The sequence below is a fragment of the Variovorax raffinosi genome (assembly GCF_051216615.1).
In the GTDB taxonomy this organism is placed as follows: Bacteria; Pseudomonadota; Gammaproteobacteria; order Burkholderiales; family Burkholderiaceae_C; genus Variovorax.
Genome location: NZ_JBPJZR010000002.1, coordinates 714,613 through 738,562, shown reverse-complemented (window position 1 = coordinate 738,562; position 23,950 = coordinate 714,613). Strand labels below are relative to the sequence as shown.

Annotated in this window: 22 protein-coding genes; 17 read left to right on the top strand and 5 right to left on the bottom strand. The window is 66.9% G+C overall.

The window, feature by feature from the left end:
• Positions 1–10: 10 nt before the first annotated feature.
• Entirely contained in the window at positions 11–238 is a 228-nt protein-coding gene (locus ACSFB7_RS09430; RefSeq protein ID WP_435469300.1) for a hypothetical protein, read from the top strand.
• Positions 231–1,058, top strand: coding sequence for a hypothetical protein (locus ACSFB7_RS09425; protein WP_435469298.1), 828 nt, complete (start codon positions 231–233; stop codon positions 1,056–1,058). Before ACSFB7_RS09430 ends, ACSFB7_RS09425 begins: the two co-directional genes overlap by 8 nt.
• Here the strand turns inward: ACSFB7_RS09425 and ACSFB7_RS09420 are convergent.
• Positions 1,036–2,064, bottom strand: a complete 1,029-nt coding sequence (locus ACSFB7_RS09420) for a hypothetical protein (protein ID WP_435469296.1) — start codon at positions 2,062–2,064, stop codon at positions 1,036–1,038. The genes ACSFB7_RS09425 and ACSFB7_RS09420 overlap by 23 nt on opposite strands.
• A gap of 128 nt (positions 2,065–2,192) precedes the next feature.
• Between ACSFB7_RS09420 and ACSFB7_RS09415 the strand changes: the two genes are divergently transcribed.
• A complete protein-coding gene (locus ACSFB7_RS09415; RefSeq protein ID WP_435469294.1) occupies positions 2,193–3,407 on the top strand; it encodes a PDDEXK nuclease domain-containing protein in 1,215 nt (404 codons plus the stop codon).
• A 36-nt stretch (positions 3,408–3,443) separates the two neighbouring features.
• On the opposite strand, the gene ACSFB7_RS09410 is transcribed toward ACSFB7_RS09415, so the two are convergent.
• Both ACSFB7_RS09410 and ACSFB7_RS09405 read right to left on the bottom strand, forming a co-directional pair.
• Positions 3,444–4,721: an MFS transporter gene (locus tag ACSFB7_RS09410; protein WP_435469292.1), complete on the bottom strand. Its 1,278-nt coding sequence runs from the start codon at positions 4,719–4,721 to the stop codon at positions 3,444–3,446.
• A 139-nt stretch (positions 4,722–4,860) separates the two neighbouring features.
• Positions 4,861–7,035: a malate synthase G gene (locus ACSFB7_RS09405; protein WP_435469290.1), complete on the bottom strand. Its 2,175-nt coding sequence runs from the start codon at positions 7,033–7,035 to the stop codon at positions 4,861–4,863.
• Positions 7,036–7,258: 223 nt separating this feature from the next.
• Between ACSFB7_RS09405 and hisC the strand changes: the two genes are divergently transcribed.
• The gene (gene hisC / locus ACSFB7_RS09400) at positions 7,259–8,251 is read left to right on the top strand and encodes a histidinol-phosphate transaminase (RefSeq protein ID WP_435469288.1); all 993 of its coding nucleotides are present in this window, start codon (positions 7,259–7,261) and stop codon (positions 8,249–8,251) included.
• Between the two features lie 46 nt (positions 8,252–8,297).
• A complete protein-coding gene (locus ACSFB7_RS09395; RefSeq protein ID WP_435469286.1) occupies positions 8,298–9,269 on the top strand; it encodes a Bug family tripartite tricarboxylate transporter substrate binding protein in 972 nt (323 codons plus the stop codon).
• A gap of 309 nt (positions 9,270–9,578) precedes the next feature.
• Here ACSFB7_RS09395 and ACSFB7_RS09390 read toward each other — a convergent pair whose 3' ends face one another.
• Positions 9,579–10,319 (bottom strand): IclR family transcriptional regulator, encoded by a 741-nt coding sequence (locus tag ACSFB7_RS09390; RefSeq protein ID WP_435469285.1) that lies wholly within the window; start codon positions 10,317–10,319, stop codon positions 9,579–9,581.
• Between the two features lie 117 nt (positions 10,320–10,436).
• On the opposite strand from ACSFB7_RS09390, the gene ACSFB7_RS09385 reads away from it, so the two are divergent.
• Genes ACSFB7_RS09385 through ACSFB7_RS09365 form a run of 5 tightly spaced genes read left to right on the top strand, consistent with a single transcriptional unit; the run spans position 10,437 to position 15,049 of the window.
• Positions 10,437–11,384, top strand: coding sequence for a hydroxymethylglutaryl-CoA lyase (locus ACSFB7_RS09385; RefSeq protein WP_435469283.1), 948 nt, complete (start codon positions 10,437–10,439; stop codon positions 11,382–11,384).
• Positions 11,377–12,579, top strand: coding sequence for a CaiB/BaiF CoA transferase family protein (locus ACSFB7_RS09380; RefSeq protein ID WP_435469281.1), 1,203 nt, complete (start codon positions 11,377–11,379; stop codon positions 12,577–12,579). The genes ACSFB7_RS09385 and ACSFB7_RS09380 overlap by 8 nt, the downstream gene beginning before the upstream one ends.
• A gap of 4 nt (positions 12,580–12,583) precedes the next feature.
• Positions 12,584–13,570, top strand: a complete 987-nt coding sequence (locus ACSFB7_RS09375; protein WP_435469279.1) for a Bug family tripartite tricarboxylate transporter substrate binding protein — start codon at positions 12,584–12,586, stop codon at positions 13,568–13,570.
• A 39-nt stretch (positions 13,571–13,609) separates the two neighbouring features.
• Entirely contained in the window at positions 13,610–14,536 is a 927-nt protein-coding gene (locus ACSFB7_RS09370; RefSeq protein WP_435469277.1) for a LysR family transcriptional regulator, read from the top strand.
• Positions 14,537–14,596: 60 nt separating this feature from the next.
• Positions 14,597–15,049 (top strand): DUF2214 family protein, encoded by a 453-nt coding sequence (locus tag ACSFB7_RS09365; RefSeq protein WP_435469275.1) that lies wholly within the window; start codon positions 14,597–14,599, stop codon positions 15,047–15,049.
• An 80-nt stretch (positions 15,050–15,129) separates the two neighbouring features.
• Here ACSFB7_RS09365 and ACSFB7_RS09360 read toward each other — a convergent pair whose 3' ends face one another.
• Complete coding sequence (locus ACSFB7_RS09360) at positions 15,130–15,465, bottom strand: hypothetical protein (protein ID WP_435469273.1); 336 nt, start codon at positions 15,463–15,465, stop codon at positions 15,130–15,132.
• 130 nt (positions 15,466–15,595) lie between these two features.
• Here ACSFB7_RS09360 and argS point away from each other — a divergent pair, with 130 nt between their 5' ends.
• The 7 genes from argS to ACSFB7_RS09325 all read left to right on the top strand — a co-directional run bounded on the left by argS (position 15,596) and on the right by ACSFB7_RS09325 (position 23,944).
• Entirely contained in the window at positions 15,596–17,281 is a 1,686-nt protein-coding gene (gene argS, locus ACSFB7_RS09355) for an arginine--tRNA ligase (protein WP_435469271.1), read from the top strand.
• A gap of 11 nt (positions 17,282–17,292) precedes the next feature.
• The gene (locus ACSFB7_RS09350; protein ID WP_435469269.1) at positions 17,293–18,075 is read left to right on the top strand and encodes an SPOR domain-containing protein; all 783 of its coding nucleotides are present in this window, start codon (positions 17,293–17,295) and stop codon (positions 18,073–18,075) included.
• 152 nt (positions 18,076–18,227) lie between these two features.
• Positions 18,228–18,875 (top strand): thiol:disulfide interchange protein DsbA/DsbL, encoded by a 648-nt coding sequence (locus tag ACSFB7_RS09345; protein WP_435469267.1) that lies wholly within the window; start codon positions 18,228–18,230, stop codon positions 18,873–18,875.
• A 199-nt stretch (positions 18,876–19,074) separates the two neighbouring features.
• Complete coding sequence (lptA, locus tag ACSFB7_RS09340; RefSeq protein ID WP_435469265.1) at positions 19,075–19,788, top strand: lipopolysaccharide transport periplasmic protein LptA; 714 nt, start codon at positions 19,075–19,077, stop codon at positions 19,786–19,788.
• Positions 19,785–20,579, top strand: a complete 795-nt coding sequence (gene lptB, locus ACSFB7_RS09335; RefSeq protein ID WP_435469263.1) for an LPS export ABC transporter ATP-binding protein — start codon at positions 19,785–19,787, stop codon at positions 20,577–20,579. The genes lptA and lptB overlap by 4 nt, the downstream gene beginning before the upstream one ends.
• Before the next feature lie 154 nt (positions 20,580–20,733).
• Complete coding sequence (gene rpoN, locus ACSFB7_RS09330; RefSeq protein ID WP_435469261.1) at positions 20,734–22,332, top strand: RNA polymerase factor sigma-54; 1,599 nt, start codon at positions 20,734–20,736, stop codon at positions 22,330–22,332.
• 10 nt (positions 22,333–22,342) lie between these two features.
• Positions 22,343–23,944 (top strand): phospholipase D family protein, encoded by a 1,602-nt coding sequence (locus ACSFB7_RS09325; protein ID WP_435469259.1) that lies wholly within the window; start codon positions 22,343–22,345, stop codon positions 23,942–23,944.
• Positions 23,945–23,950 lie beyond the last annotated feature (6 nt).

Sequence of the window (23,950 nt, the reverse complement as noted above, 5' to 3'; positions counted from 1 at the left end):
GTGTGCGCACATGAGTGCTCAACGAAAGGCCCGCGACGACGAGAAGCGTCTGGGCCGGTTTTATTTTTCGGTGCCGGCAACGGCACCGCGCAACCCCGTGGTGGCCGCGATGGCGCGCCGCGAAACGGGGCAGGGCGCAGGGCGCCATCTGCGCACGCACCGTGCGGAACGGCGGGCGCAGAAGGTGGCATTGCAGAAGGCTGCGCGCAGCCTTGCGGGGAGGGGCGACGATGCGTGACGACATGGACAAGGTCATCGTCGAGCGGCCGCGTCGCGGTGGTGGCGTGCAAGGCGACGGGCGCGCATGGCGCAACAGCAAGGAGCGTGGTTCGCACCTGGGCATGAAGCGCGGCTACGGTCGCACGAAGTGGCTCAACGAGAACCTCGCGCCGCTCAAGCGCTGGCTGCACAAGCAGGTGCATCGGCCGTGGGACAAGGTGTACGCCGAGCTGTGCAGCGGCATCGACCGTCGCAGCACTGTGCAGGCGCACATCTTCGAGCACATCGACGACTTCGTCGAACGCGAGGCGGTGATGCGCGACGGCGAGGTGTGGGTGAGATCGCGCCGGTGGAGGCCAGCGGACCATGTGCCGCTTCGCGAAGCTGCGCATGTCGAGCTGTTCGTGCACCCGGTCACCGGCATCGTGCTGCCCAACCGGCGCTTGCGCGAAGCGCGCCAGGCGCAGGAAGAGGCGTATCGCGCCGCACGATCCAGTTGGTCGCCTGACAAGAAGCGACACACGGTCTTCCATGTGATCGACGAGTTCACGCAATGGCACCGCGTCAACGGCTGCTGGTTCGAGGTCACCATCGCGCCGCTGCCCGAACTGCGGCGGACCATGCTCGATGTGACGTACTACGACGTGCTGCGTCGTTGCCCGGTCACGCGCCGTGGCGGTTGCGAGAAGCCGGCCTTCGGGTCACCCGACCATCGGGAGATGTACGGGCGCGACCATGTGTACGCCGCGGCCATGTGCAAGCTGAGCCTGCAGAAGGTGCGGGCGCGCTTTGGCGATTCCTGTGACGGCCCTGCGTCTAACTCTCGAGCTCGCGCTTGATCGACGCATTGCCGATCTTCTTGCGGCACAGCAGCCGGCGCGGGCCCGGCCCCACGGCCATGCCGAGGTCGAGCAGCAGCGAATCGCGCAGGCGGGCCGCACCGTGGCGCAACGACTTGTCGAGCGCATCGACCCTGGCGAACAGTTCGTCGAAGGGATCGCTGCCGTCGCTGCTGTCGCCGTCATCGGGTCGCGGCCCCTTGGCATAGGCCTTCACCAGCAGTTCTTCTTCCAGGCCCGGCGTCGATGCGAAGAGCGGCGCGTGCGCCGCGATCCACGCACGCATTGTCGCCACGTTCACCGTGGCCGCATAGGTGCGCATGGCCGTTTCGCGATAGCTGTCGCCGAAGCCCTTGGTCTCTTCAGCGAGGCGCAACGCCGCATCGAGGCCTTGCCGCGCGGCCACCTGCTCGACCAGCAACTCGCGCGCATCGAGCAGCGTGTGGCGTTCCTTGCGCTGTTCGGATTGCTTGTGCTTGCGCAGGAACCCGTCGACATCGCCGCGACGCGCGTATTCCATCAGCAGCACGCGGTCGGCGCGGTACGCCATGTCGGGGCGCAGGCGCGGCGTGATCTCCTGCTCGACGCGCGCCATCTCACCTTCGATCGCGAGATCGGCTGCAATGTGCAGCAGCAGATGGTCGCGCAGGATCTCGTCTTCCACCTGCAACGTCCAGGCCAGCATCTCGCTGGCGTCGAGGCCGGCCGTGTCGAACAGCACTTCGATGCGGTCCTTCCAGCTCAGGCTGTCGCCGCTGCGGCTGCCGCGCAGCCGGTACATCAGGCCGGCCCACGGCGTGCGATAGCCGCGGTGGCCGAGATACCCGCAACCCAGTCCCTTGCCCGCATAGGGCTCGGCGGCGAGTGCGTCGATCAGTGGCTGGATCTCAACGGCCAGCGCATCGAGCTGTGCCTTCTGCTCGGCGCTCGGTGAATAGCCGAAGGCGTTGTCGAGATTGATCGCGTGAAGGCAGCGCGTGAGCGCGTCGTGAATGCGAGGGTCCATCGGCGGGATGATAGATGTGCATCTTTGCCTCCAGAGGACGAGCATTGCGAGCGCGCTGGTATCGAGCTGGCCCGTCGGTCGTTTATCGCGCCTGCATAATTCCTGAAGAACTCCCTCAGAGCGCTGCCTTGCCAACTTCCGACAAATCCCGTGTTCGCGCGACGACGCCGATTCGCGCAAAGGCCGTACCTTCCACACGTCCTCTTTTCGGGCGGGTGCGCGAGATTCTGGAGGCCGCGCGTGCGGGCGTGGCGCGGACAGTCAACACGACGCAGGTTGCCGCCAATTGGTTGATCGGGCGCGAGATCGTCGAGGAAGAACAGCGTGGGCAGCGGCGCGCCGGCTATGGCGCAAAGCTGCTTGCCGAGCTGTCCGCCCGCTTGAACACGGAGTTCGGTCGCGGCTACTCGGTGGACAACCTCGAGGCGTTCCGGCAGTTCTATGTCGACTACCCGCAATTGATTTCCGAGACGGTGCCTCGGAAATTCCCCGCAGCTCAAGCGTTGCCCCCGCAGCCGATTTCCGCGACACCGTCTCGGAAATCGACAACCGAGGCCGACTGGCTTCCCGGTGTGCTGCATCCTTCCCTTTCCTGGAGCCACTACCGACAGCTCCTGCGCGTGACCCGGCCGGAAGCGCGCGCTTTCTATGAGATCGAGGCGATCCGCAATGCATGGTCGGTGCGCGAGTTGCAGCGCCAGACAGCGAGCCTGCTGTATGACCGCCTGGCGAAGAGCAAGGACAAGAAGGGCTTGATGCGGCTGGCAACGCACGGGCAGGAAGTGGCACAGCCTCTCGATGCATTGAAAGACCCGGTGGTGATCGAATTCCTCGGGTTGCCCGAATCCCCGAGACTCGTGGAGTCGGCGTTGGAACAGGCGCTGATCGACAACCTGCAAACCTTTCTTCTTGAGTTGGGCAAAGGCTTCGCATTCGTGTCGCGGCAGGAGCGCATCACGATCGATGGCGACCATTTCTATATCGACCTGGTCTTCTATCACGCGGTGCTGAAATGCTATGTGCTGATCGACCTCAAGGTCGGCAAGCTGACTCACGCCGACCTCGGGCAAATCCAGTTCTACGTGAACTACTACGATCGCGAACGCCGCACCGAAGGCGACAACCCGACGTTGGGCGTCATTCTGTGCCCCGACAAGAATGACGCTGTGGTGAAGTACACCTTGGGCGAGCAACAGGAGCGCAACATCTTCGCCAGCCGCTATCAGTTGCATTTGCCGACCGAGCAGGAACTCGAGCGGGAATTGCGCCGCGAAATTCGCCAACTGTCGACGGCGGCGCCAGTCCGTGCACCCGCAAAGAAGAAAGCGAAACGAGGCGCGTAGAAAGAAGGCAGCACCGGAAGATGCTGCGTGCTTTGGTCAAAGCCCGGCTGATGCCGTACGAGAGCCTTCGTGCGCGCGCGGCAGCACAAGAAACGCAAGCGTCCCCGCCGCCAGCATGCCCGCCACCGTGAGGAACACCGCACGGAACGGCTCCACGCCATGCGCCACGCCCCACGACGCGGCCACGCCCGTCGTCCATTGCATCAGCGACACGCCCAGGAACATCGCCATGTTCATCAGTGCCATCGCGCGCCCCGTCATGGCGGCCGGGTAGCCGTTCTTGGTGTACGCGTACTGCAGCACGCTGTAGCCGGAGAGAAGGCCGTAGATGATCGGCAGGCCAATGTCGACCGCGCGCGAATGCGTGAACGCCATCGCCGCGAACATCAGCGCGCCGGCGCAGGCGCAGCCCATCATCCAGCGGGGGCGCCGCGCGGCGCCCGGGTCCATGCGGCCGAACAGCATCGGGCTGATCATGCCGGTGACGGTCATCACCAGCGCGACGTTGCCGCTCGCGACGAGCGACAGGCCGTGTCGTTCATGCAGCACCGGCCCCAGCCACAGGCCGCGCAGCGTGATGAAGGCCGCATACGACACGCAGGCAAAGCACAGCAGGCCGAGCGTGTGCGGCATCGCGAACAGCGGCAGCAGTTCGCGCACGGCCTTGCGCAGCGACTGGCGTTCGGCCGGCGCGGACTGCGGCGCAAGGTCCATCGCGCGCGCCGGTTCGCGCACGCGCCAGAAGATGACGATCCACGAGAGCACCGCGAACGCGGCCAGCACCGCATAGCCGGCGCGCCATGAGGCGGCCTCGATCAGCAGGGCCAGCGGCGTGCCGGTGAACACGATGCCCAGGCCGGCCATGCTCATCACCAGCCCCGACATCGCGGTGAAGCGCGAGGCGTCGAAGTGCCGCGCGATGAACACCGTGCAGGCCAGGAACGCTGGCGCGCAGCCGACGCCGATCAGCGCCTGCCCGAGCAGCAGCATGTGAAAGCTCGACGCCACCGCGCACAGCGCCGCACCCGCAATGGCCAGCGGAAAAGCGGTGAGCACCGTGCGACGAACGCCGAACATGTCGATCGACACGCCCATCGCGAGCTGCATGATCCCGAACATGAAGTGGAAGGTGCCGGCCCATGTGCCGAGCTGCTGGGGCGACAGGCCGAAGTGGCTGCTGAGCGGCGTGGCCATCATGGCGCCGACGGTGCGGAAGGCCTGGCTCAGGGCGAAGGCGCTGGCAAGGGCCACGAGCATGGCGGCCGCGGAGGTCGACCAGCGCGGCGGGGGCGGCGATGCCGCGTTCGTGTTCATCGAAAAGGGAGGGCCTGAAAGAAGAAGGGAGCGGCACGAATGCTAATGGCATGCCGCCCTTCATGCAGAACGGCGCCCTCGGGCGCCGTTCGTTCATCTACCTATGCCCGGTATCGAGGCCGGGCGAGGCGGGTGCGGCTCAGGCTTCGCCCTTGACCTTCAGACGCCATGCGTGCAGCAGCGGCTCGGTGTAGCCGCTGGGCTGCTCGATGCCCTTGAACACCAGGTCCTGCGCCGCCTTGTACGCAGCCGAGGTGGCGAAGTGGCCGGCCATCGGCTGGTACAGCGCATCGCCCGCGTTCTGCTCGTCCACCACCTTGGCCATGCGCTGGAAGGTCTCGTCGACCTGCGCCTTGGTCACCACGCCATGCAGCAGCCAGTTGGCGATGTGCTGGCTGGAGATGCGCAGCGTCGCGCGGTCTTCCATCAGGCCGACGTTGTGGATGTCGGGCACCTTGGAGCAGCCCACGCCCTGGTCGATCCAGCGCACCACGTAGCCGAGGATGCCCTGCACGTTGTTGTCGATTTCCTGCTGGCGCTCTTCGGCGGTCCATTTGGCTTCGGCCGCGATCGGCACTTGCAGCAGCGCGTTGAGGATGTTGTCGCGCTCGGCGTCGGCATCGATCTTTTCCAGCTCCTGCTGCACTGCCGTCACGCTGACCTGGTGGTAGTGCAGCGCATGCAGCGTGGCGGCGGTGGGCGAGGGCACCCAGGCGGTGTTGGCGCCGGCCTTGGGGTGGCCGATCTTCTGCTCGAGCATCGCGGCCATCAGGTCGGGCATGGCCCACATGCCCTTGCCGATCTGCGCCTTGCCGCGCAGGCCGCACGAGAGGCCGACCAGCACGTTGTTCTTTTCATAGGCGCCGATCCACGCGCTGGACTTCATGTCGCCCTTGCGGATCATCGGGCCGCCCTGCATGGCGGTGTGCATCTCGTCGCCGGTGCGGTCGAGGAAGCCGGTGTTGATGAAGGCCACGCGCGCGGCGGCCTCGGCGATGCAGGCCTTCAGGTTGACGCTGGTGCGGCGCTCCTCATCCATGATGCCGAGCTTGACGGTGTTGGCGGGCAGGCCGAGCAGTTGCTCGACGCGGCCGAACAGCTCGCTCGCGAAGGCCACTTCGGCCGGGCCGTGCATCTTCGGCTTGACGATGTAGATGCTGCCGGTGCGCGAGTTGCCCTTGCGCTTGAGGTCGATGGTGGCGATGGTGGTGGTCACCACGGCATCGAGGATGCCTTCGGGGATTTCCTTGCCGCCGGCATACAGGATGGCCGGATTGGTCATCAGGTGGCCGACATTGCGCAGGAACATCAGCGAGCGGCCATGCAGCTTGACGGGCTGGCCGTTGGCGCCGGTGTATTCGCGGTCGGCGTTCAGGCCGCGCGTGAAGGTCTTGCCGCCCTTGGCGACTTCTTCCGTCAGCGTGCCTTCGACGATGCCGAGCCAGTTGGAATACGCGACCACCTTGTCGGCCGCATCGACCACGGCCACCGAGTCTTCGAGATCGAGAATCGTCGAGAGCGCGGCTTCGAGCACGAGGTCGCTCACGCCCGCCGCGTCGCTCTTGCCGATGGCGGTGCTGCGGTCGATGCGAATGTCCAGGTGAATGCCGTTGTGCTTGAGCAGCACGGAAGACGGTGCGGCCGCATCGCCCTGGTAGCCGATGAACTGCGAGGCATCGGCCAGGCCGGTGCTGCTGCTTTGCAGCGCGACGACGAGCTTGCCGTCCTTCACGCTGTAGCCGGTCGCGTTCTTGTGCGAGCCGTTGGCCAGCGGTGCGGCCTGGTCGAGCACGTTGCGTGCGAACGCGATGACCTTGGCGCCGCGCACGGGGTTGTAGCCCTTGCCCTTTTCGGCGCCATCGGTTTCGGGAATGGCATCGGTGCCGTAGAGCGCGTCGTACAGCGAACCCCAGCGTGCGTTGGCGGCGTTCAGCGCATAGCGTGCGTTGAGGATGGGCACCACCAGTTGCGGGCCGGCCTGCAGCGCGAGCTCGGAGTCGACGTTCGCGGTCGTGGCCTTGGCGCCCTTGGGTTGCGGCAGCAGGTAGCCGATCTTTTCAAGGAAGGCGCGGTAGGCCGGCATGTCGGCGATCGGGCCGGGGTGGGCCTTGTGCCAGGTGTCGAGTTCGATCTGCAGGCGGTCGCGCTCGGCGAGCAGCGCGATGTTCTTGGGTGCGAGGTCGCTGACGATGGCGTCGAAGCCCTTCCAGAAGACGTCGCTGGCCACGCCGCTGGCGGGCAGGACCTTGTCCTCGATGAAACGATACAGCTCGGTCGCGACCTGGAGTCCGTGGGAGGGGGTGCGGGCGGTCATGTTTTTTCTCCTGGAGAACGCAATGCTGAAACTTGAAAACGAAGGATGGCTGAACTTTATTCGATACTTTGCTGGCGAGTAAGAGCCGAAAGCGGGATTTATCAGTGACAAAAACGGAGGTAATTGGTGCAAAGGCGCCTTTGCATTCAAAGGGTAGGCACTGATAGAGAGGCTTTCAATGCGGGATATATTTAACTTCTTAAATAAATTCACACCTGCCGCAATGATCCTCCTGGCCTCCAACGAAAACCCCCTCGGCATGCCCGAATCGGCCCGCCGCGCGGCAGCCTCCGCGCTCGAAGGCGCGGGCAACTACCCCGACGCCAACGGCACCGCGCTCAAGAACGCGCTCGCCGCAAAGCTCGATGTGCCATCCGAATGGCTCACGCTCGGCAGCGGGTCGAGCGAGATCCTCGAACTCACGGCGCAGGTGAGCCTGAAGCCGGGCGAGGGCGTCGTCTATTCGCAGTACGGCTTCATCGTCTATGCGGCGGCCACGGCGCACGCCCATGCGCACGCCCATGCGCACGCCACCGTCGTGCCCTCGCGCGATTTCGGGCATGACCTGGACGCCATGCGCGCCGCCATCGGCGACGACACGAAGCTGGTGTTCGTCGCCAACCCCAACAACCCGACCGGCACCTTCATCGAGGCCGCGCCGCTGCTGGCGTTCTTGCAGTCGGTGCCCGCGCATGTGACGGTGCTGCTGGACGAGGCCTACACCGAATACCTGTCGCCGGCGCAGCGCTACAACAGCATCGAATGGGTGCGGCGCCTGCCCAACCTGATCGTGGCGCGCACCTTCTCCAAGGCCTTCGGGTTGGCGGGGCTGCGCATCGGCTACGGCGTGTCGCAGCCGGCGTTGACGGCGCGCATGAATGCGCAACGTCCGCGTTTCAACGTGACGACGCCGGCCCAGGCTGCGGCCGTGGCTGCATTGGCTGATACCGAATTTCTAGTGCGCACGTATGAACTCAACACCGCCGGGCGCGACCAGCTCGCGGCGGGCGTCACCGAGCTGGGCCTGACGTACATCCCCTCTTCGGGCAACTTCCTGACGGTGCAGGTCGGCGATGGCCAGGCGGTGCACGCGCGCCTGCTGGCCGCCGGCATCGAGGTCTCGCTGCTCGCCAACTACGGCCTGCCGCAGTGGCTGCGCATCAGCATCGGCCTGCCGGAGCAGAACAAGGCCGTGCTGGCCGCGCTGCGCGGCTGACCCCTTCTCACGCATTCAGACAACCACCCCCGAGGAGACAAAGCACATGAAACGCCGCCAGTTCGCAGCGCAGGCCGCTGCCGTCATCGCCACCACGGCCATCGCGCCGATGGCTCTCGCGCAACAGGACCGCACGGTGCGCATCCTGGTCGGCTTTCCGCCGGGTGGGTCGGCGGACGTGGTGGCGCGTGTGCTCGCCGACAAGATGCGCGCGTCGCTGGGGCAGACCGTCATCATCGACAACAAGCCGGGCGCGGCCGGCCGTCTTGCGCTGGGCGAGCTGCGGCGCGCGGCGCCGGATGGCAACACGCTGGCTTTCTCGCCCAGCGGCGCGATGGTGATTCATCCGTGGCTGTACCCGAACCTCGGCTATGACCCGGCGAAGGACTTCACGCCGATTTCGCTCGGCGGCACCTTCGACTTCGCGGTGACGGCCGGGCCGGGCGCGCCACCCGGTGACCTCAAGACGGTGCTGGCGTGGATGAAGGCGAACCCCGCCAAGGCCAACTACGCGACTTCGGGCGCGGGCACGGTGCCGCACTTTGCCGGCCAGCTGATCGCGCAGGCTGCAGGCGTGCCGATGACGCACGTACCGTATCGCGGCGGTGCGCCTGCCGCGCAGGACCTGATCGGCGGGCAGGTGCCGTTGATGGTCGATACCGCGTCCGAAACCATCGAGCATCACCGTGCCGGCAAGGTCCGCATCCTCGCGGTGACGGGCGATCAGCGCAATCGCGCGTTGCCCGATGTGCCGACGCTGAAGGAGGCCGGAATCAATGTGACGGCTGATGCCTTCTTCGGGTTGTATGGCCCGCCGGGAATGTCACCTGCCTTGGTCGCGCGCATCGACAAGGCGGTGGCCGACGCGATGCGGCTGCCCGATGTGCAGGAAAAGATCTATGCGCTGGGGCTGGTTCCTACGCATGCGGGGCCGGCTGAGCTTGCAGCGATCCAGGCCGCGCATCTGAAGCGTTGGGAAATGCCGGTCAAGAATTCGGGCTTCAAGGCCGACGCCTGAGACTGCGGTCTGTCTGTCGTCTGTCCTTTTTGCGCTGCTGTTCAGGGCGGCACTCCCGCCGATACGGTGCTCTTTTTCGCGAATGTCCCCCGCTTCGCTCCTCCTTTATTTCGCGAAAAAGAGCCCCGTATCGGCGCGAGCGCTCAGAGCAGTCGTTGATCGGCCGCAAACGCAGAGCGTGTCCATGTGCGAATGGCACCAGGTGCTCCCCGCAGCGAAATAAAGGAGGAGCGAAGCGGGGGACATTCGCGGAGGGGAGCACCTGGTGTCATTCGCACCCGCCCTGAATGAACCCACCACGCACGCAGTTCAAACCTGCCCGCTAAGTTCCTTCGCCGCAGCACGCACCGGCCCGATGTAGCGCTCGTCATAGCGGTGAGTCGGCATCGTCAACGTGACTGCCGCAGCAAGGCTGCCATCGGCGCTAAACACCGGTGCCGAGATGCCCGCCAACTCGGCCGTGCGGTCGCCCACCAACGCGCAGTAGCCCTGCGCGCGAATGGCTTCGTACAGCTTGCGTTCCTTGGCACCGCGCGGCCGCTCGGCCTCGGGTCCGAAGGCGATCAGTACGCGTGCGCCCGCGCCCCGGTCGTTGGGCAACAGGTCGCCCGCGCGCACGTGGTCGCGCACCACATGCGATGAATCGACGCGGAACTGGCACAGGCGTACCCAACTGTCACCCTGGTCCTGCCGCACGTGGTACGCCGCGCTCTCTCCGGTGGCGGTTGCGAGCGCGCGCAGCACCGGCAGCACGATGCCGTCGAGCGACTGCGAGGCGGCATAAAGCCCATGCAGCCGCGCGATCTCCATGCCCAGCGCGTACCGCCCGTCGTCCTGTCGGCGGATCAGACGCGCATGTTCAAGCGAAGCCAGCAGCCGCAACACGGTGCTCTTGTAGAGCTGCGTGCGCTCGGCGAATTGCGCGAGCGACAGCGCCTCGTCGCCCGGCTGGAAGGCCGAGAGAAGGCTCAGCGCGCGGTCGACCGCTGCGGCACCGCCGGGGGCTGCATTGAGGTCGGAAACCGATTCGGTCTGGGCTTTGCGGGGCATGGCTTGGGCTTGACAGTGAAAGTCGATCGGCGGTCTAATTCTGTTTAACGGAATTTAGTTCTGTCTAATAGAACTGTCAAGCGATCCATGCCGGATCGCCGCAAGGAGACAAATTCAATGACATCCCCCGATGTCCTCATCAGCGAGGTCGGCCCGCGCGACGGCCTGCAATCGGTCGAGGCGACCATGCCCACGGCCGACAAGCTGCGCTGGATCGACGCGCTCCACGCCGCCGGCGTGCGCGAGATCGAGGTCGCTTCCTTCGTGCCCGCGAAGCTGCTGCCGCAGATGGCCGATGCCGCCGAGGTGGTGCGCCATGCGATCACGTTGCCCGGCCTCGTGGTGATGGCGCTGGTGCCCAACCGCAAGGGCGCGCAGGCCGCGCTGGAGGCGGGCGTGCACAAGCTCACGATGCCGGTGTCGGCCAGCGTGGCGCATTCGCTGGCCAACGTGCGCAAGACGCCGACAGAAATGGTCGAGGAGGTGCGCGCCATCGCCGAACTGCGCCGCGCCATCGCGCCGCAGGTGAAGCTCGAAGCCGGCATTTCCACCGCCTTCGGCTGCACCTTGCAGGGGCTGGTGCCGGAAGACGATGTGATCCGTCTTGCCGCGCAATGCATTGAGGCCGGCGCCGACGAGTCGGGGCTTTCCGACACCGTGGGCTATGCCAACCCCGCGCAGGTGCGCCGGCTCTTCAAGCGCCTGCGCGCGGAGATCGGCGTGCATGCCGGCGCGGCCCACATGCACAACACACGCGGCCTCGGCCTTGCGAACTGCCTTGCGGCGTGGGACGAAGGCGTGCGTACTTTCGACGCCTCGCTCGGTGGACTCGGTGGCTGCCCCTATGCGCCCGGCGCCTCGGGCAACGCGGTGACCGAAGACCTCGTCTTCATGTTCGAGGCCATGGGCGTTCGCACGGGCATCGACATCCAGAAACTCATCGCGGCGCGCGCGCCGCTCATGGCCGGGCTGCCCGGCGAACCGGTCTACGGCATGACGCCCGAAGCCGGCCTGCCCAAAGGCTTTGTTCAGGGCTTCGTTCAGGAAACCATCGCACATGTCTGAAGCCAACACATCGCCCAACACGCTGCCGTATGCCGGCATCCGCGTCGTCGAGTTCACCCACATGGTGATGGGGCCGACCTGCGGCCTGCTGCTGGCCGACCTCGGTGCCGAGGTCATCAAGGTCGAGCCCATCGAGGGCGACAACACGCGCCGCCTGCTCGGCTCGGGCTCGGGCTTTTTCCCGACCTTCAACCGCAACAAGAAGAGCATCGCGCTCGACCTGAAGAAGCCCGAGGGCGTGGAAGCCGCGTTGCGCCTGATCGCCACCGCCGACATCGTGAGCGAGAACTTCAAGCCCGGCACGATGAAGAAGCTGGGGCTCGACTACGAGACCTTGGCCAAGCTCAACCCGCGCCTCATCTACGTGAGCCACAAGGGCTTTCTGCCCGGCCCGTACGACCACCGCACCGCGCTCGACGAAGTGGTGCAGATGATGGGCGGCCTGGCCTACATGACCGGCCGCTCGGGCGACCCGCTGCGCGCGGGCACCAGCGTCAACGACATCATGGGCGGCATGTTCGGCGCCATCGGCGCGATGGCCGCGCTGCGACAGCGCGACCTCACGGGCAAGGGCTGCGAGGTGCAGTCGGCGCTGTTCGAGAACAACGTGTTCCTCGTCGCGCAGCACATGATGCAGTTCGCCGCCACCGGCAAGGCGGCCGATCCGATGCCCAGCCGCATCTCGGCGTGGGCCGTGTACGACGTGTTCACCGTGAAGGACGGCGAGCAGATCTTTCTTGCCGCCGTCAGCGACAAGCAGTGGGCCATCTTCTGCAAGGCCTTCGGCCTCGAAGAGATGCTGGCCGACCCGCGCCTGAAGACCAACAACGACCGCGTGCTGGCGCGCGACTGGATGATGCCGATCCTGCGCTCGCACATGGCGAGCCGCAGCGCGGCCGAACTCGCCGCCGTGTTCGAGCAGAACGAGCTGCCCTTCGCGCCCATCACCAAGCCGCAGGACCTGTTCGACGACCCGCACCTCAACGCCACCGGCGGCCTCGCACCGGTGCGCATGAACGACGGCAGCACGGCCAAGGTGCCGCTGATGCCGTTCACGCTCGACGGCGAGCGGCCGGCGATCCGCCTGCAGCCGCCGCACATCGGCGAGCACAGCAACGAGTTGCTGAAGGAAGTGGGCTACAGCGACGCTGAGATCGCAGCCCTCAAGACACACCACATCACCCTCGGAGACTGACCCCATGTTTTCATTCACACGGCGCGCCTTGCTGGCCTGCGCCGCAGCCGCTGCATGCCTTCCCGCCATCGACGCCACTGCCGCTGACACCGCCGCCTGGCCCGACAAGCCGGTGCGCCTCGTCGTGCCCTACACGCCGGGCGGCGCCACCGACATCGTGGCGCGCCTGATCGCGCAGAAGCTCGTCGACGACACCAAGTGGACCTTCATCGTCGACAACCGCGCGGGCGGCAACGGCAACATCGGCATGGACGTGGTGGCCAAGTCCAAGCCCGATGGCTACACCGTCGGCCTGGGGCAGACCGCCAACCTGGCGATCAACCCGACGCTGTTTCCCAAGATGCCGTATGACGCGCTGAAGGACCTGGTGCCGGTGTCGATCGTCGCCTCGCAGCCCGTGGTGCTGGTGGTGCGTGCGGACGCGCCGTTCAAGTCGCTGGCCGACCTGGTCACGGCCGCCAAGGCCAAGCCGGGCGAGATCAAGCAAGCGCTTGCCGGCACCGGCACGCTGGGCCACATGGCCGGTGAGGTGCTCGCCAAGCGCGCGGGTTTCAAGGTGCTCAATGTGCCGTACAAGGGCGCCGCGCCGGCCATCACCGACCTGCTCGGCGGCCAGACCGACTACATGTTCGCCACGCCGCAGGGCGCGCTCGCCATGGTCAAGGGCGGCAAGCTGCGCGCGCTGGCCGTCACCTCGGCCAAGCGGCTGCCGGTGATGCCCGAGGTACCGACCGTGGGCGAAAGCTACAAGGGCCTCGAGGCGGTGGACTGGAAGGCCATCGTGGTGCCGGCCGGCACGCCCGCCGACATCGTGAAGAAGCTCAATGCCGCGATCGACAAGGCGCTGGCCAAGCCCGCCACCATTTCGCAACTGCTGGCCGAGGGCAGCACGCCCGGCGGCGGCAGCCCGGAGCAGGCGGCGCAGTACATCCGCTCGGAGCATGCGCGCTGGGGCGCGGCGGTGCGCGAGGCGGGCGTTCAGCCCGAATAAGGGCGCAGCCGTGGCGGCGGGCGATATAGTTCCCGCCCCATGGACCGCCTGAAGCAACTCGAATCCTTCGTCTCGGTCGCGACCCGTGGCGGGCTCACCGCCGCGGCCAAGGCCGAGGGCGTGGCGCCCGCGATCATGGGCCGCCGCCTCGACGCGCTCGAAGAACGGCTGGGCGTCAAGCTGCTGGTGCGCACTACGCGCCGTATCACGCTCACGCACGAGGGCAGTGCTTTTCTTGAAGACTGCCAGCGCCTGCTGGCCGAGTTCGCGAATGCCGAAGCGAGCGTAAGCGCCGGCGGCATCAAGGCCAGCGGGCACCTGCGCGTGACGGCACCGGCCGGCTTCGGCCGCCGCCACGTCGCGCCGCTGGTGCCGCGCTTTCATGCGCTGCATCCGGAAGTGACGATCTCGCTGAACCTCAGCGACCGCGTGGTCGACGTGACCGGCGAGAGCTTCGATTGCGCGGTGCGCGTGGGCGACCTGCCCGACTCGTCGCTGGTGAGCGTGCGGCTGGCCGACAACCGCCGGCGCTGCGTGGCAACGCCCGAATTCATCCGGCGGCATGGCATGCCACGGCACCCCGGCGAACTCACGCGCTTTGCCTGCCTCACGCTGTCGAGCGACGCCTCGCAGACGCGCGGTTGGGCCTTTCGCATTACCGCCGAGGGCGGCGCGCAAGAGCTGATCCATCTGCGGCCGAGCGGCCCGCTCGACTGCTCCGACGGACAGGTGCTGCACGACTGGTGCCTGGCCGGCCACGGCATCGCCTGGCGCAGCACCTGGGAGGTCGAGGCCGAGATCGACGCGGGCCTGCTGGTGCCGCTGCTCGACGACTTCGCCGCGCCGCCCAACGGCATCTACGCGGTGTTCGCAGGCGCCAAGCACCTGCCGCTGCGGGTGCGACTGTGGCTTGATTTCCTCAAGGCGCAGTACGGGAACCCCGAATTCTGGGGAGGCAGGGCGTAGGGCGCTCAAGCGACGGCACAATCTGTTTGCATTTGCAACTCAAAGAGAAGAAAGCCATCGATGACGCTCGAAGCCATCCTCGCGTACCTGCATTTGCTGGCCATCCTCACGATGGTCGTCTTCATCTCCAGCGAGGCCGCGCTGTGCCGCGTGCAGTGGCTCAATGCCGCGGTGGTGGAGCGGCTGGCCAAGGTCGACATGGTCTATGGCATCGCGGCCATCGCGGTGCTCGCGACCGGCATCGCGCGCACCTGGTGGGGCGTGAAGGGCACGGCCTGGTACTGGACCAACCCGCTGCTGCACGTGAAGCTGGGGCTGTTCATCATCGTGGGCGTGCTGTCGATCTTTCCGACCCTCACTTACTTCCGCTGGCGCAAGACGCTGCGCGCCACCGGCAAGCTGCCGCAGGAAGAAGACATCAGGAAGACGCGCAAGCTGGTGATGGTGCAGGCGCACCTGATCGCGCTGATTCCGCTGGTGGCCGTGTTCCTCGCGCGCGGCTTCGGCAAGTAGGCCGGCTGGCCCATGAAAAAGGCCCGCACGCGGCGGGCCTCTTTCATTCTTTCTTGCGCCAGATTCAGCGCAGCGCGGTGTCAGCCCTTGGCTGCGTCCGCTTCGCACTTCTTGATGAAGCTGTTCTTGGCGGCGCCGGCCAGGGCCTTGCCGTTCTTGTCGATGGCCTTGGTCGCGCAGGCGGGAGCGGCTGCAGCCTTGGCTTCTTTCTCGCACTTCTTGATCGAGCTGGCCTTGGCGGCACCCGCCAGGGCCTTGCCGTTCTTGTCTACAGCCTTGGCATCGCAGCTCGCGCCGGCGGCGGGTGCGGCAGCGGCGGCAGGCGCTGCTGCCGGCGCGGCGGCCTTGTCTTGAGCCTGCGCGGCACCGAAGGAAAGGCATGCGCCCAGAACGACCAGGGAAAGGAGCTTCTTCATGATGGATGTGTCCTTGCAAGGTTGGTTTGACAGGAGCCCCTCCTCGGGGCCGACCATCCTAACGGGCCAGGACAACGATCGGATGACGAACGTTAACGGGCCCCGGGTTTGCCCCCGGTAAAATTCACGGATGCTATTGGTCAAACAAGAGTTGCTCGCGGCGCTCGCGAACACGCTCGAATCCCTCTCGCCCGGCGCTGGCTCCAAAGCCGCGTTCGAGTCGCCCAAGGTGGCAGCGCATGGCGATTTCGCCAGCACGGCCGCGATGCAGCTCGCCAAGCCGCTGGGGCGCAAGCCCCGCGAACTGGCCGAGCAATTGAGCGCTGCGCTGCTCGCCACCCCCGCTTTCAGCCAATGGGTCGAGGCGATCGAGATCGCCGGGCCCGGCTTTCTCAACATCCGCCTGAAGACGGCGGCGAAACAGCAGATCGTGCGAGAGGTGCTGTCGGCCGGCGAAACCTTCGGCCAACAGCCCGCCACCGGCGAGAAGGTGCTGGTCGAGTTCGTCTCGGCCAACCCGACCGGCCCGCTGCATGTCGGCCACGGCCGCCAGGCCGCGCTGGGCGACGCCATCTGCAACCTGCGCGCCTCGCAGGGCGAGAGCGTCTGGCGCGAGTACTACTACAACGACGCCGGCGTGCAGATCCAGACGCTGGCCAACAGCACGCAACTGCGCGCGCGCGGCTTCAAGCCCGGCGACGCCGAATGGCCCAGCGGCGAAAAGGCACCGGCCTACAACGGCGACTACATCGCCGAGATCGCCGAAGAATTCAAGCAGAAGAAGACCGTCAAGTCGGAAGACCGCGAAGTCACCGGCACAGGCGACATCGAGGACATCGACGCGATCCGCGAGTTCGCCGTGGCCTACCTGCGCCGCGAACAAGACCTCGATCTGCAGGCCTTCCGCGTGCACTTCGACCAGTACTACCTGGAGTCCAGCCTCTACACCAGCGGCCGCGTCGAGGCTGCCGTGCAGAAGCTCGTGGCCGCCGGCAAGACCTACGAGCAGGACGGCGCGCTGTGGCTGAAGTCGACCGACTACGGCGACGACAAAGACCGCGTCATGAAGAAGCAGGACGGCACGTACACCTACTTCGTGCCCGACGTGGCCTACCACATCGCGAAGTGGGAGCGGGGCTTTCACAAGGTCATCAACATCCAGGGCACCGACCACCACGGCACCATCGCGCGCGTGCGCGCCGGCCTGCAGGCGGCGGGCGAGGGCGTTCCCGAGGGCTACCCCGACTACGTGCTGCACACCATGGTGCGTGTGATGAAGGGCGGCGAAGAGGTCAAGATCAGCAAGCGCGCCGGCAGCTACGTCACGCTGCGCGACCTGATCGAGTGGACCAGTACCGACGCCATCCGCTTCTTCCTGCTCAGCCGCAAGCCCGACACCGAATACACCTTCGACGTCGACCTTGCCGTGACGAAGAACAACGACAACCCGGTCTATTACGTGCAGTACGCGCATGCGCGCATCTGCTCGGTGCTGGCCGGCTGGGGCGGAGACCGCGCCACGCTGGCGGGCGTCGACCTGTCGCCGCTCGAAAGCCCGGCGGCCCAGGCGCTGATGCTGCTGCTGGCCAAGTACCCGGCCATGCTCACGGCCGCGGCCAAGGATTTCGCGCCGCACGACGTCACCTTCTACCTGCGCGAACTGGCCGCCAGCTACCACAGCTACTACGACGCCGAGCGCATTCTGGTCGACGACGAAGCGGTCAAGCTGGCCCGGCTGGCGCTGGTCGCCGCGACCGCGCAGGTGCTGCACAATGGCCTCGCGATTCTTGGCGTCAGTGCGCCGAGCAAGATGTAAACCTCCTCACCATGAAGAAGAAAACCAGACAACGCGGCAACATCGTCATCGGCCTGATCATCGGACTGGTGCTCGGCCTTGGCGTCGCGCTGGGCATCGCGGTCTACGTGACCAAGGTGCCGATCCCGTTCGTGACCAAGACCCAGAAGGGCGGCGCCGAGCAGGATGAAGCCGAAGCACGCAAGAACCGCGACTGGGACCCGAACGCGCCGCTGGCCGGCAAGGCCGGGGCCACCAAGCCCGCGCCGGTCGCCACAGGTCCCGTCAATCCCGTCACCGGCGAGCCGGCAACGACCCCCGTGACGCCGGCGACCGTGCCGCCCACGACGGCGCCACCGGTGCCCGTGGTGGTCGCGCCCACCAAGCCGCCGCGCACCGCGCCCGTGCCGGCCGAAGCCAATGCGCTGCCGCCGTCGAACGATCCGCTGGGTGACCTGGCCCGTGCGCGTTCGGGTGGTGGCTCGGGCAGCACGACGACCGCCTCGGCCGCGCCGAGCAGCCACGCCAACAGCGCCGGCAGCACGGCGGCTTCCCCGGCGGCGGCCTCGGGCGCCGATCCGTTCATGTACTTCGTGCAGGCCGGCGCCTTCCGCACCACCGACGATGCCGAGGCCCAGCGCGCCAAGCTGTCGCTGATGGGCGTCGAGGCCAAGGTCACCGAACGCGAGCAGGCGGGCCGCACGGTCTACCGCGTGCGCGCCGGCCCGTTCAACAAGAAGGACGACGCCGACCGGCTCAAGGAACGGCTCGACGGCGGCGGTCTCGAATCGGCTCTGGTCCGCGTCCAGCGCTGACAAGGTGTGGGCGGGGCGCCGCCACAAATAGCCTTTAAGCTTCGCCGCGCGGCGTTTGCCGCCACCATTCATCGCCTTGGGCGTGCCGTGAGCGGGGGAACTCCCCGCCGCGCGCCGGCTCAGTCTGCCGTACCAACAGGAGAACCCTTTCAATGAAACGTCGTGACTTTTCGCTGGCCGCCACTTCGCTCGGGCTGCTGTCCCTGGCTGCCAACCCGGCCCACGCACAGGCGCGTGCGCCCAAGGCCGGCACCGAGTACCTGGTGCTCGACAAGCGCGTGCCGGTCGATGCACCCGCCGGCAAGATCGAGGTGGTCGAGTTCTTCTCGTACAACTGCCCGCATTGCAACGACTTCGAGCCGTCGCTCGAAGCCTGGGTCAAGACCGTGCCGAAGGAAGTGGCCTTCCGCCGCATCCCGGTGCCTTTCGTGGGCAACGACGTCGAAGCCAAGCAGCGCCTGTACTACGCGCTCGAGGCCATGGGCAAGGTCGACGAATACCAGCCGAAGGTATTCAACGCGATCCACGCGCAGCGCCAGAACGTGAACGGCGACGCCAACATCATTGCCTGGGCAGCGGCCAACGGCCTCGACGGCGCCAAGTTCAAGGAAGTCTTCACCTCCTTTGGCGTGGCCAGCAAGGCCAAGCGCGCCTCGCAGATGACCGACGCCTACAAGGTGGCCGGCGTGCCGGCAATGGCCGTGGCCGGCCGTTGGTATGTGGATGGCGAAACCGCCGGCAACATGACCAAGGTGCTCCAGGTCGTCAACTACCTGGTCGGCGAAGCAAAGAAGGGCTGACCGGCCCCCTCCAGGCGCGGGGCACTTCGTGTCCGCCGCGCCTTTCTCCCCAAAGGGATGGCACCGGCGAACCGGCCCGATCGGTTTCAAGGTGTTTCCTGAATGGAACACAAGCTCGCTTTGGCGGGCTTTTTCATCGGCGATGGTGGGCTGCTGTAATCAGCCGCATACAATGCCGCAGAGCAAGTTTCGTGCCTCTATGACATTGCATTCTTACCCCACCACTTCCCTCCTTCGTCGCATCGGCCGCCTGGCCGCCGGCGCGCTGTTGCTGGCCGGTCTCGCCTCGGGCGCGCTGGCCGAGACCGCCGACCGCTCCAAGCCGATGAACATCGAGTCCGACTCGATGCGCTACGACGACCTGAAGCAGACCAGCGTGTTCACCGGCAACGTGCTGGTCACGAAGGGCACCATCATCATTCGCGGCGCGCGCCTCGACGTGCGCCAGGACCCCGAGGGCTACCAGTACGGCGTGGTCACGGCGGCGCCCGGCAAGCGCGCGTATTACAAGCAGAAACGCAATGCGCCCGACGAATGGATCGAGGGCGAGTCCGACGTCATCGAGTACGACAGCCGCGCCGACAACGTCAAGTTCATTCGCAACGCCGAGATGCGCCGCCTGCTCGGCTCGACGCCGAACGACGAGAGCCACGGCGCCCTGATCGTCTACGACCAGAGCAACGACACCTACACGGTCAACGGTTCCACCGTGCCGCCGAACACGGCGGTCAACGCCTCGTCCCCGACCGGCCGCGTCAAGACCATCCTCACCCCCAAGGCCGTCCCGGCGCCCGTGGCCGGCGCTTCCGCCCCGGCTGGCGCGAAGCCCGTGGCCCCGGCGTCCACCCCGGCACCGGGCAAGGGCCTGCGTTCGACCACCACGCTCGGTGCCGAGGGAGAAACCCGCAAGTGATCGAAACCGCTGGAACCCAGGACGCCAATGGCAAGCCGGGCAGCCGCCTGGTGGCGCGCGGCCTGAAGAAGAGCTATGGCAGCCGCACGGTGGTGAAGGACGTCTCGCTCGACGTGCAGAAGGGCGAAGTCGTCGGCCTGCTGGGGCCCAACGGCGCCGGCAAGACCACCTCGTTCTACATGATCGTGGGCCTGGTGCGTGCCGACGCGGGCGACATCACGATCGACGGCGAGCCCATCGCCCACATGCCGATCCACCGCCGCGCCCGCATGGGCCTGAGCTACCTGCCGCAGGAAGCCTCGATCTTCCGCAAGCTCACGGTCGAGGAAAACGTGCGCGCCGTGCTGGAACTGCAGAGCGAGCCCGACGAGAGCGGCAAGCTGGTGCCGCTCTCGAAGCAGCACATGGAAGAGCGCCTGACCGAGCTGCTGAGCGACCTGCGGGTCGACCACCTGCGCGATTCGCCCGCGCTTGCGCTGTCGGGCGGCGAGCGCCGCCGCGTCGAGATTGCGCGCGCGCTGGCCACCCAGCCGCGCTTCATCCTGCTGGACGAACCCTTTGCCGGCATCGACCCGATCGCGGTCATCGAAATCCAGCGGATCATCAGCTTCCTGAAGGAACGCGGCATCGGCGTGCTCATCACCGACCACAACGTGCGTGAAACGCTGGGCATCTGCGATCACGCGTTCATCATCAGCGACGGGCATGTGCTGGCACAAGGCACGCCCTCGGAGATCGTCGACAACGCCGAAGTACGCAGGGTGTACCTGGGCGAACACTTCCGGATGTGATCGTGCGGCGCGGGTCAAGGATGATCGCGGCCGTCATCCGGGCGGAATTCCTTCGCGGGGGCCGCCGCGCACGGCCGCCCGAAGCAGCCGGCCCGCCCCCGGCAGGGGGTTGGCGCAGCGCGAAGCGCGCAGCCTGGGGGGGAGCCGTTTTCCTATGAAGCAAGGGCTGTCCCTTCGCGTCTCGCAGCATCTCGCGCTCACGCCCCAGTTGCAGCAGTCGATCCGCCTGCTGCAACTCTCCACGCTCGAGTTGAGCCAGGAGGTGGAGCAGATGCTGGACGAGAACCCGTTCCTCGAACGCACCGCGGAAGAAGCGGCGCGCGAGGAATTCGGGCTCGATGCCGTCGACACGCCGGTCCCGCGCGACGAGGCGGGCGAAGCGGCCGAAAGCGAATTCGCCTCGGCACCCGCCAGCAGCACGAGCACTGCATCCACCGAGGCCAGCACCCCGGGCGAATCCGACGGCCCCGCCGCCGAGATCACCGAGCGCGAGCCCGACTGGGAAGGCGACGGCACCGTCGACATGGCGCCGGACGACAGCGAGTGGGGCAGCGACGCACCCGCGCGCCAGAACAACCTGGGCAACGACGAGCGCGCCGACGCCACCGAACTCGCACGCAGCCAGGAGTCGCTGCAATCGTTCCTGCACCGCCAGGCGCTGAGCCTTCGGCTGAACGAAAACGACTGTGCCGCGCTGCGCTTTTTGATCGAATCGCTCAACGACGACGGCTACCTCGAAGACTCGCTGCCCGCCCTGGCCTCGGGCCTTGCGGGCGACGACAACGACCAGTTCGACGACCTCGTGCACCACTTCCAGGTGGCGCTCGGCCTGCTGCAGAGCCTGGAGCCCGTGGGCGTGGGCGCGCGCGACCTGGGCGAATGCCTGGGCATCCAGTTGCGCGCACTGGCCGCCGAAGACCGCGACATGGACGAAGAGCAGGCGCAGGTCTACAAGATCGCCATTGCCATCTGCAAGCAGCCGATGGAGCTGCTCGCGCGGCGCGACTTCAAGCGCCTGGCCACGCTCACCCGCAGCAACGAAGAACTGGTGCGCTCGGCGCTGCAGATCATTGCGCGGCTCGAACCCAAGCCGGGGCGCCGCTTTGTCGACGTCGAGCGCAACATCGTCATTCCCGACGTGATCGTCACCAAGACCGGACGCGGCACCGGCGTCAAGTTCCGCGTCATGCTGAACCCCGAAGTCATGCCGCGCCTGCGCGTGCACGACATCTATGCCGGCGCGCTCAAGTCGCACAAGGGCGAGGGCAGCCAGGCGCTGTCGCAGCGCCTGCAGGAGGCGCGCTGGTTCATCAAGAACATCCAGCAGCGCTTCGACACGATCCTGCGCGTGAGCAATGCCATCGTCGAACGGCAAAAGAGCTACTTCGTGCACGGCGAACTGGCCATGCGGCCGCTGGTGCTGCGCGAGATCGCCGACGAACTGGGCCTGCACGAGTCGACCATCTCGCGCGTGACCACCGCCAAGTACATGGCCACGCCGTTCGGCACGGTCGAGTTGAAGTACTTCTTCGGCTCGGCGCTGGGCACCGAGACCGGCGGCAACGCATCGAGCACCGCGGTGCGCGCGCTCATCAAGCAGTTCGTGACCTCCGAGAGCATCAAGAAGCCGCTGTCGGACAGCCAGATCTCCGAGATGCTGAAAGAGCAGGGCATCGAATGCGCGCGGCGCACGGTGGCCAAGTACCGCGAAGCGCTGCGCATCGCGCCCGCGAACCTGCGCAAGGCGCTGTAGAGGGCCACCGGTGACCCATCGCCTGCTTTCGCGCTGCGGGCATTGGGCTTTCGTCATTGCGGCCACATTGCTGTTCGCCGGCTGCGCCACCTTGCCCGACGAGGCGCCGCGCCCGCCCACCAAGGCCATTGCCGCATCGAACGACACCGCGCTCGGCAAGATCGCGCTGGCCTCCCAGCCCGACCCCGACCTGAGCGGCTTTCGGCTGATGCCGGGCGGCGACTTCGCCTTCGACACCCGCATCCAGTTGGCGCGCCGCGCCCAGCGCACGCTCGACGTGCAGTACTACCAGATCGAGAACGACGAGACCGGCCGCTACCTGATGCGCACCCTGCGCGATGCGGCCCAGCGCGGCGTGCGCGTGCGCCTCTTGATGGACGACCTGTACACGTCCGGCGAAGACGAACTGCTGCTCGGCCTGGCGGCCACGCCGAACGTGGAGCTGCGCCTGTTCAACCCGTTCCCGGCCGGGCGCGGCAGCCTGCTCAAGCGCTTCACCGCGTCGCTGTTCGATTTCGAGCGGGTCAACCGGCGCATGCACAACAAGCTGTTCATCGCCGATGGCGCGATGGCGGTGGCGGGCGGGCGCAACATCGGCAATCAGTACTTCACGCGCACCTCGGGCGAGAACTTCATCGACCTCGACACCTTCGTCGCGGGTGCGCTGGTCCCGCGTCTTGGCGTGCTGTTCGACCAGTACTGGAACAGCGTCTACGTGCGGCCGATCCAGTCGGTGGTGGCGAGCGAGCTGCCGCGCGAAGAACTGCAAAAGCGCTTCGACGCCGCCACCGGCCCCGACACCACGCCGCCCCCGCCGAAGCCCGCGCCCAACGACCTGCTCGGCTACAGCCCGATGGTCGAAGACCTTAACGCCGGCAAGCTCGGTCTGATCTGGACCACCGCCGAGGCGTATGCCGATTCGCCCGACCGCGTGATCGGCAAGACCGCGTCGTACGGCGGCGTGCCGCTGCTGGACGTCGACAGCGTGCGCTACAACGTGGTCGAGCAGATGCGCCGCGCGCGCTCCGAGGTGACCATCGTCTCGCCCTACCTGATCCCGGGTGCCACGGGGCTGGAGGTGATGCGCGAGATCCGCGGGCGCAACGTGAAGATCAGCGTCGTCACCAATTCGCTCGCCGCCACCGACGAGCCGCTGGTCCACACCGCCTACCGGCGCTACCGGCCGGACATGCTCAAGCTGGGCGTCGACCTCTACGAACTGAGTTCGACGCGCACGCGGCGCAGCGTGCGGCTGGGGCTGTTCGGCACCTCGGTCGGGCGGCTGCACGCCAAGTCGGCGGTGATCGACCAGCGCATCCTGTTCGTCGGCTCGATGAATTTCGATCCGCGCTCCGAATCGCACAACACCGAGATCGGGCTGTTCATCCGCAGCCCCGAGATGGCGCAGCAGACGCTCAAGCTGCTCGACGTGCTCAAGCAGCAGGGCGCCTACCGGCTGCGCTTTGCCGAAGGCAGCGGCGGCTCGCGCATCGAATGGGTCAGCGAAGACGGCGGCCAGACCACCGTGCTGCACGAGGAGCCCGATTCGGGTTTCTGGGACCGCACCATGCTCGAACTGCTGGCGCCGCTCACGCCCGAGAGCCTGCTGTAGACGCCC

Excerpts from the sequence above, each read along its gene's own strand:
- ACSFB7_RS09430 (WP_435469300.1), top strand. The coding sequence starts at position 11 with ATGAGTGCTCAACGAAAGGCCCGCGACGACGAGAAGCGTCTGGGCCGG.
- ACSFB7_RS09425 (WP_435469298.1), top strand. The coding sequence starts at position 231 with ATGCGTGACGACATGGACAAGGTCATCGTCGAGCGGCCGCGTCGCGGT.
- ACSFB7_RS09420 (WP_435469296.1), bottom strand. The coding sequence starts at position 2,064 with ATGGACCCTCGCATTCACGACGCGCTCACGCGCTGCCTTCACGCGATC.
- ACSFB7_RS09410 (WP_435469292.1), bottom strand. The coding sequence starts at position 4,721 with ATGAACACGAACGCGGCATCGCCGCCCCCGCCGCGCTGGTCGACCTCC.
- ACSFB7_RS09405 (WP_435469290.1), bottom strand. The coding sequence starts at position 7,035 with ATGACCGCCCGCACCCCCTCCCACGGACTCCAGGTCGCGACCGAGCTG.
- hisC (WP_435469288.1), top strand. The coding sequence starts at position 7,259 with ATGATCCTCCTGGCCTCCAACGAAAACCCCCTCGGCATGCCCGAATCG.
- ACSFB7_RS09395 (WP_435469286.1), top strand. The coding sequence starts at position 8,298 with ATGAAACGCCGCCAGTTCGCAGCGCAGGCCGCTGCCGTCATCGCCACC.
- ACSFB7_RS09390 (WP_435469285.1), bottom strand. The coding sequence starts at position 10,319 with ATGCCCCGCAAAGCCCAGACCGAATCGGTTTCCGACCTCAATGCAGCC.
- ACSFB7_RS09385 (WP_435469283.1), top strand. The coding sequence starts at position 10,437 with ATGACATCCCCCGATGTCCTCATCAGCGAGGTCGGCCCGCGCGACGGC.
- ACSFB7_RS09380 (WP_435469281.1), top strand. The coding sequence starts at position 11,377 with ATGTCTGAAGCCAACACATCGCCCAACACGCTGCCGTATGCCGGCATC.
- ACSFB7_RS09375 (WP_435469279.1), top strand. The coding sequence starts at position 12,584 with ATGTTTTCATTCACACGGCGCGCCTTGCTGGCCTGCGCCGCAGCCGCT.
- ACSFB7_RS09370 (WP_435469277.1), top strand. The coding sequence starts at position 13,610 with ATGGACCGCCTGAAGCAACTCGAATCCTTCGTCTCGGTCGCGACCCGT.
- ACSFB7_RS09365 (WP_435469275.1), top strand. The coding sequence starts at position 14,597 with ATGACGCTCGAAGCCATCCTCGCGTACCTGCATTTGCTGGCCATCCTC.
- ACSFB7_RS09360 (WP_435469273.1), bottom strand. The coding sequence starts at position 15,465 with ATGAAGAAGCTCCTTTCCCTGGTCGTTCTGGGCGCATGCCTTTCCTTC.
- argS (WP_435469271.1), top strand. The coding sequence starts at position 15,596 with ATGCTATTGGTCAAACAAGAGTTGCTCGCGGCGCTCGCGAACACGCTC.
- ACSFB7_RS09350 (WP_435469269.1), top strand. The coding sequence starts at position 17,293 with ATGAAGAAGAAAACCAGACAACGCGGCAACATCGTCATCGGCCTGATC.
- ACSFB7_RS09345 (WP_435469267.1), top strand. The coding sequence starts at position 18,228 with ATGAAACGTCGTGACTTTTCGCTGGCCGCCACTTCGCTCGGGCTGCTG.
- lptA (WP_435469265.1), top strand. The coding sequence starts at position 19,075 with ATGACATTGCATTCTTACCCCACCACTTCCCTCCTTCGTCGCATCGGC.
- rpoN (WP_435469261.1), top strand. The coding sequence starts at position 20,734 with ATGAAGCAAGGGCTGTCCCTTCGCGTCTCGCAGCATCTCGCGCTCACG.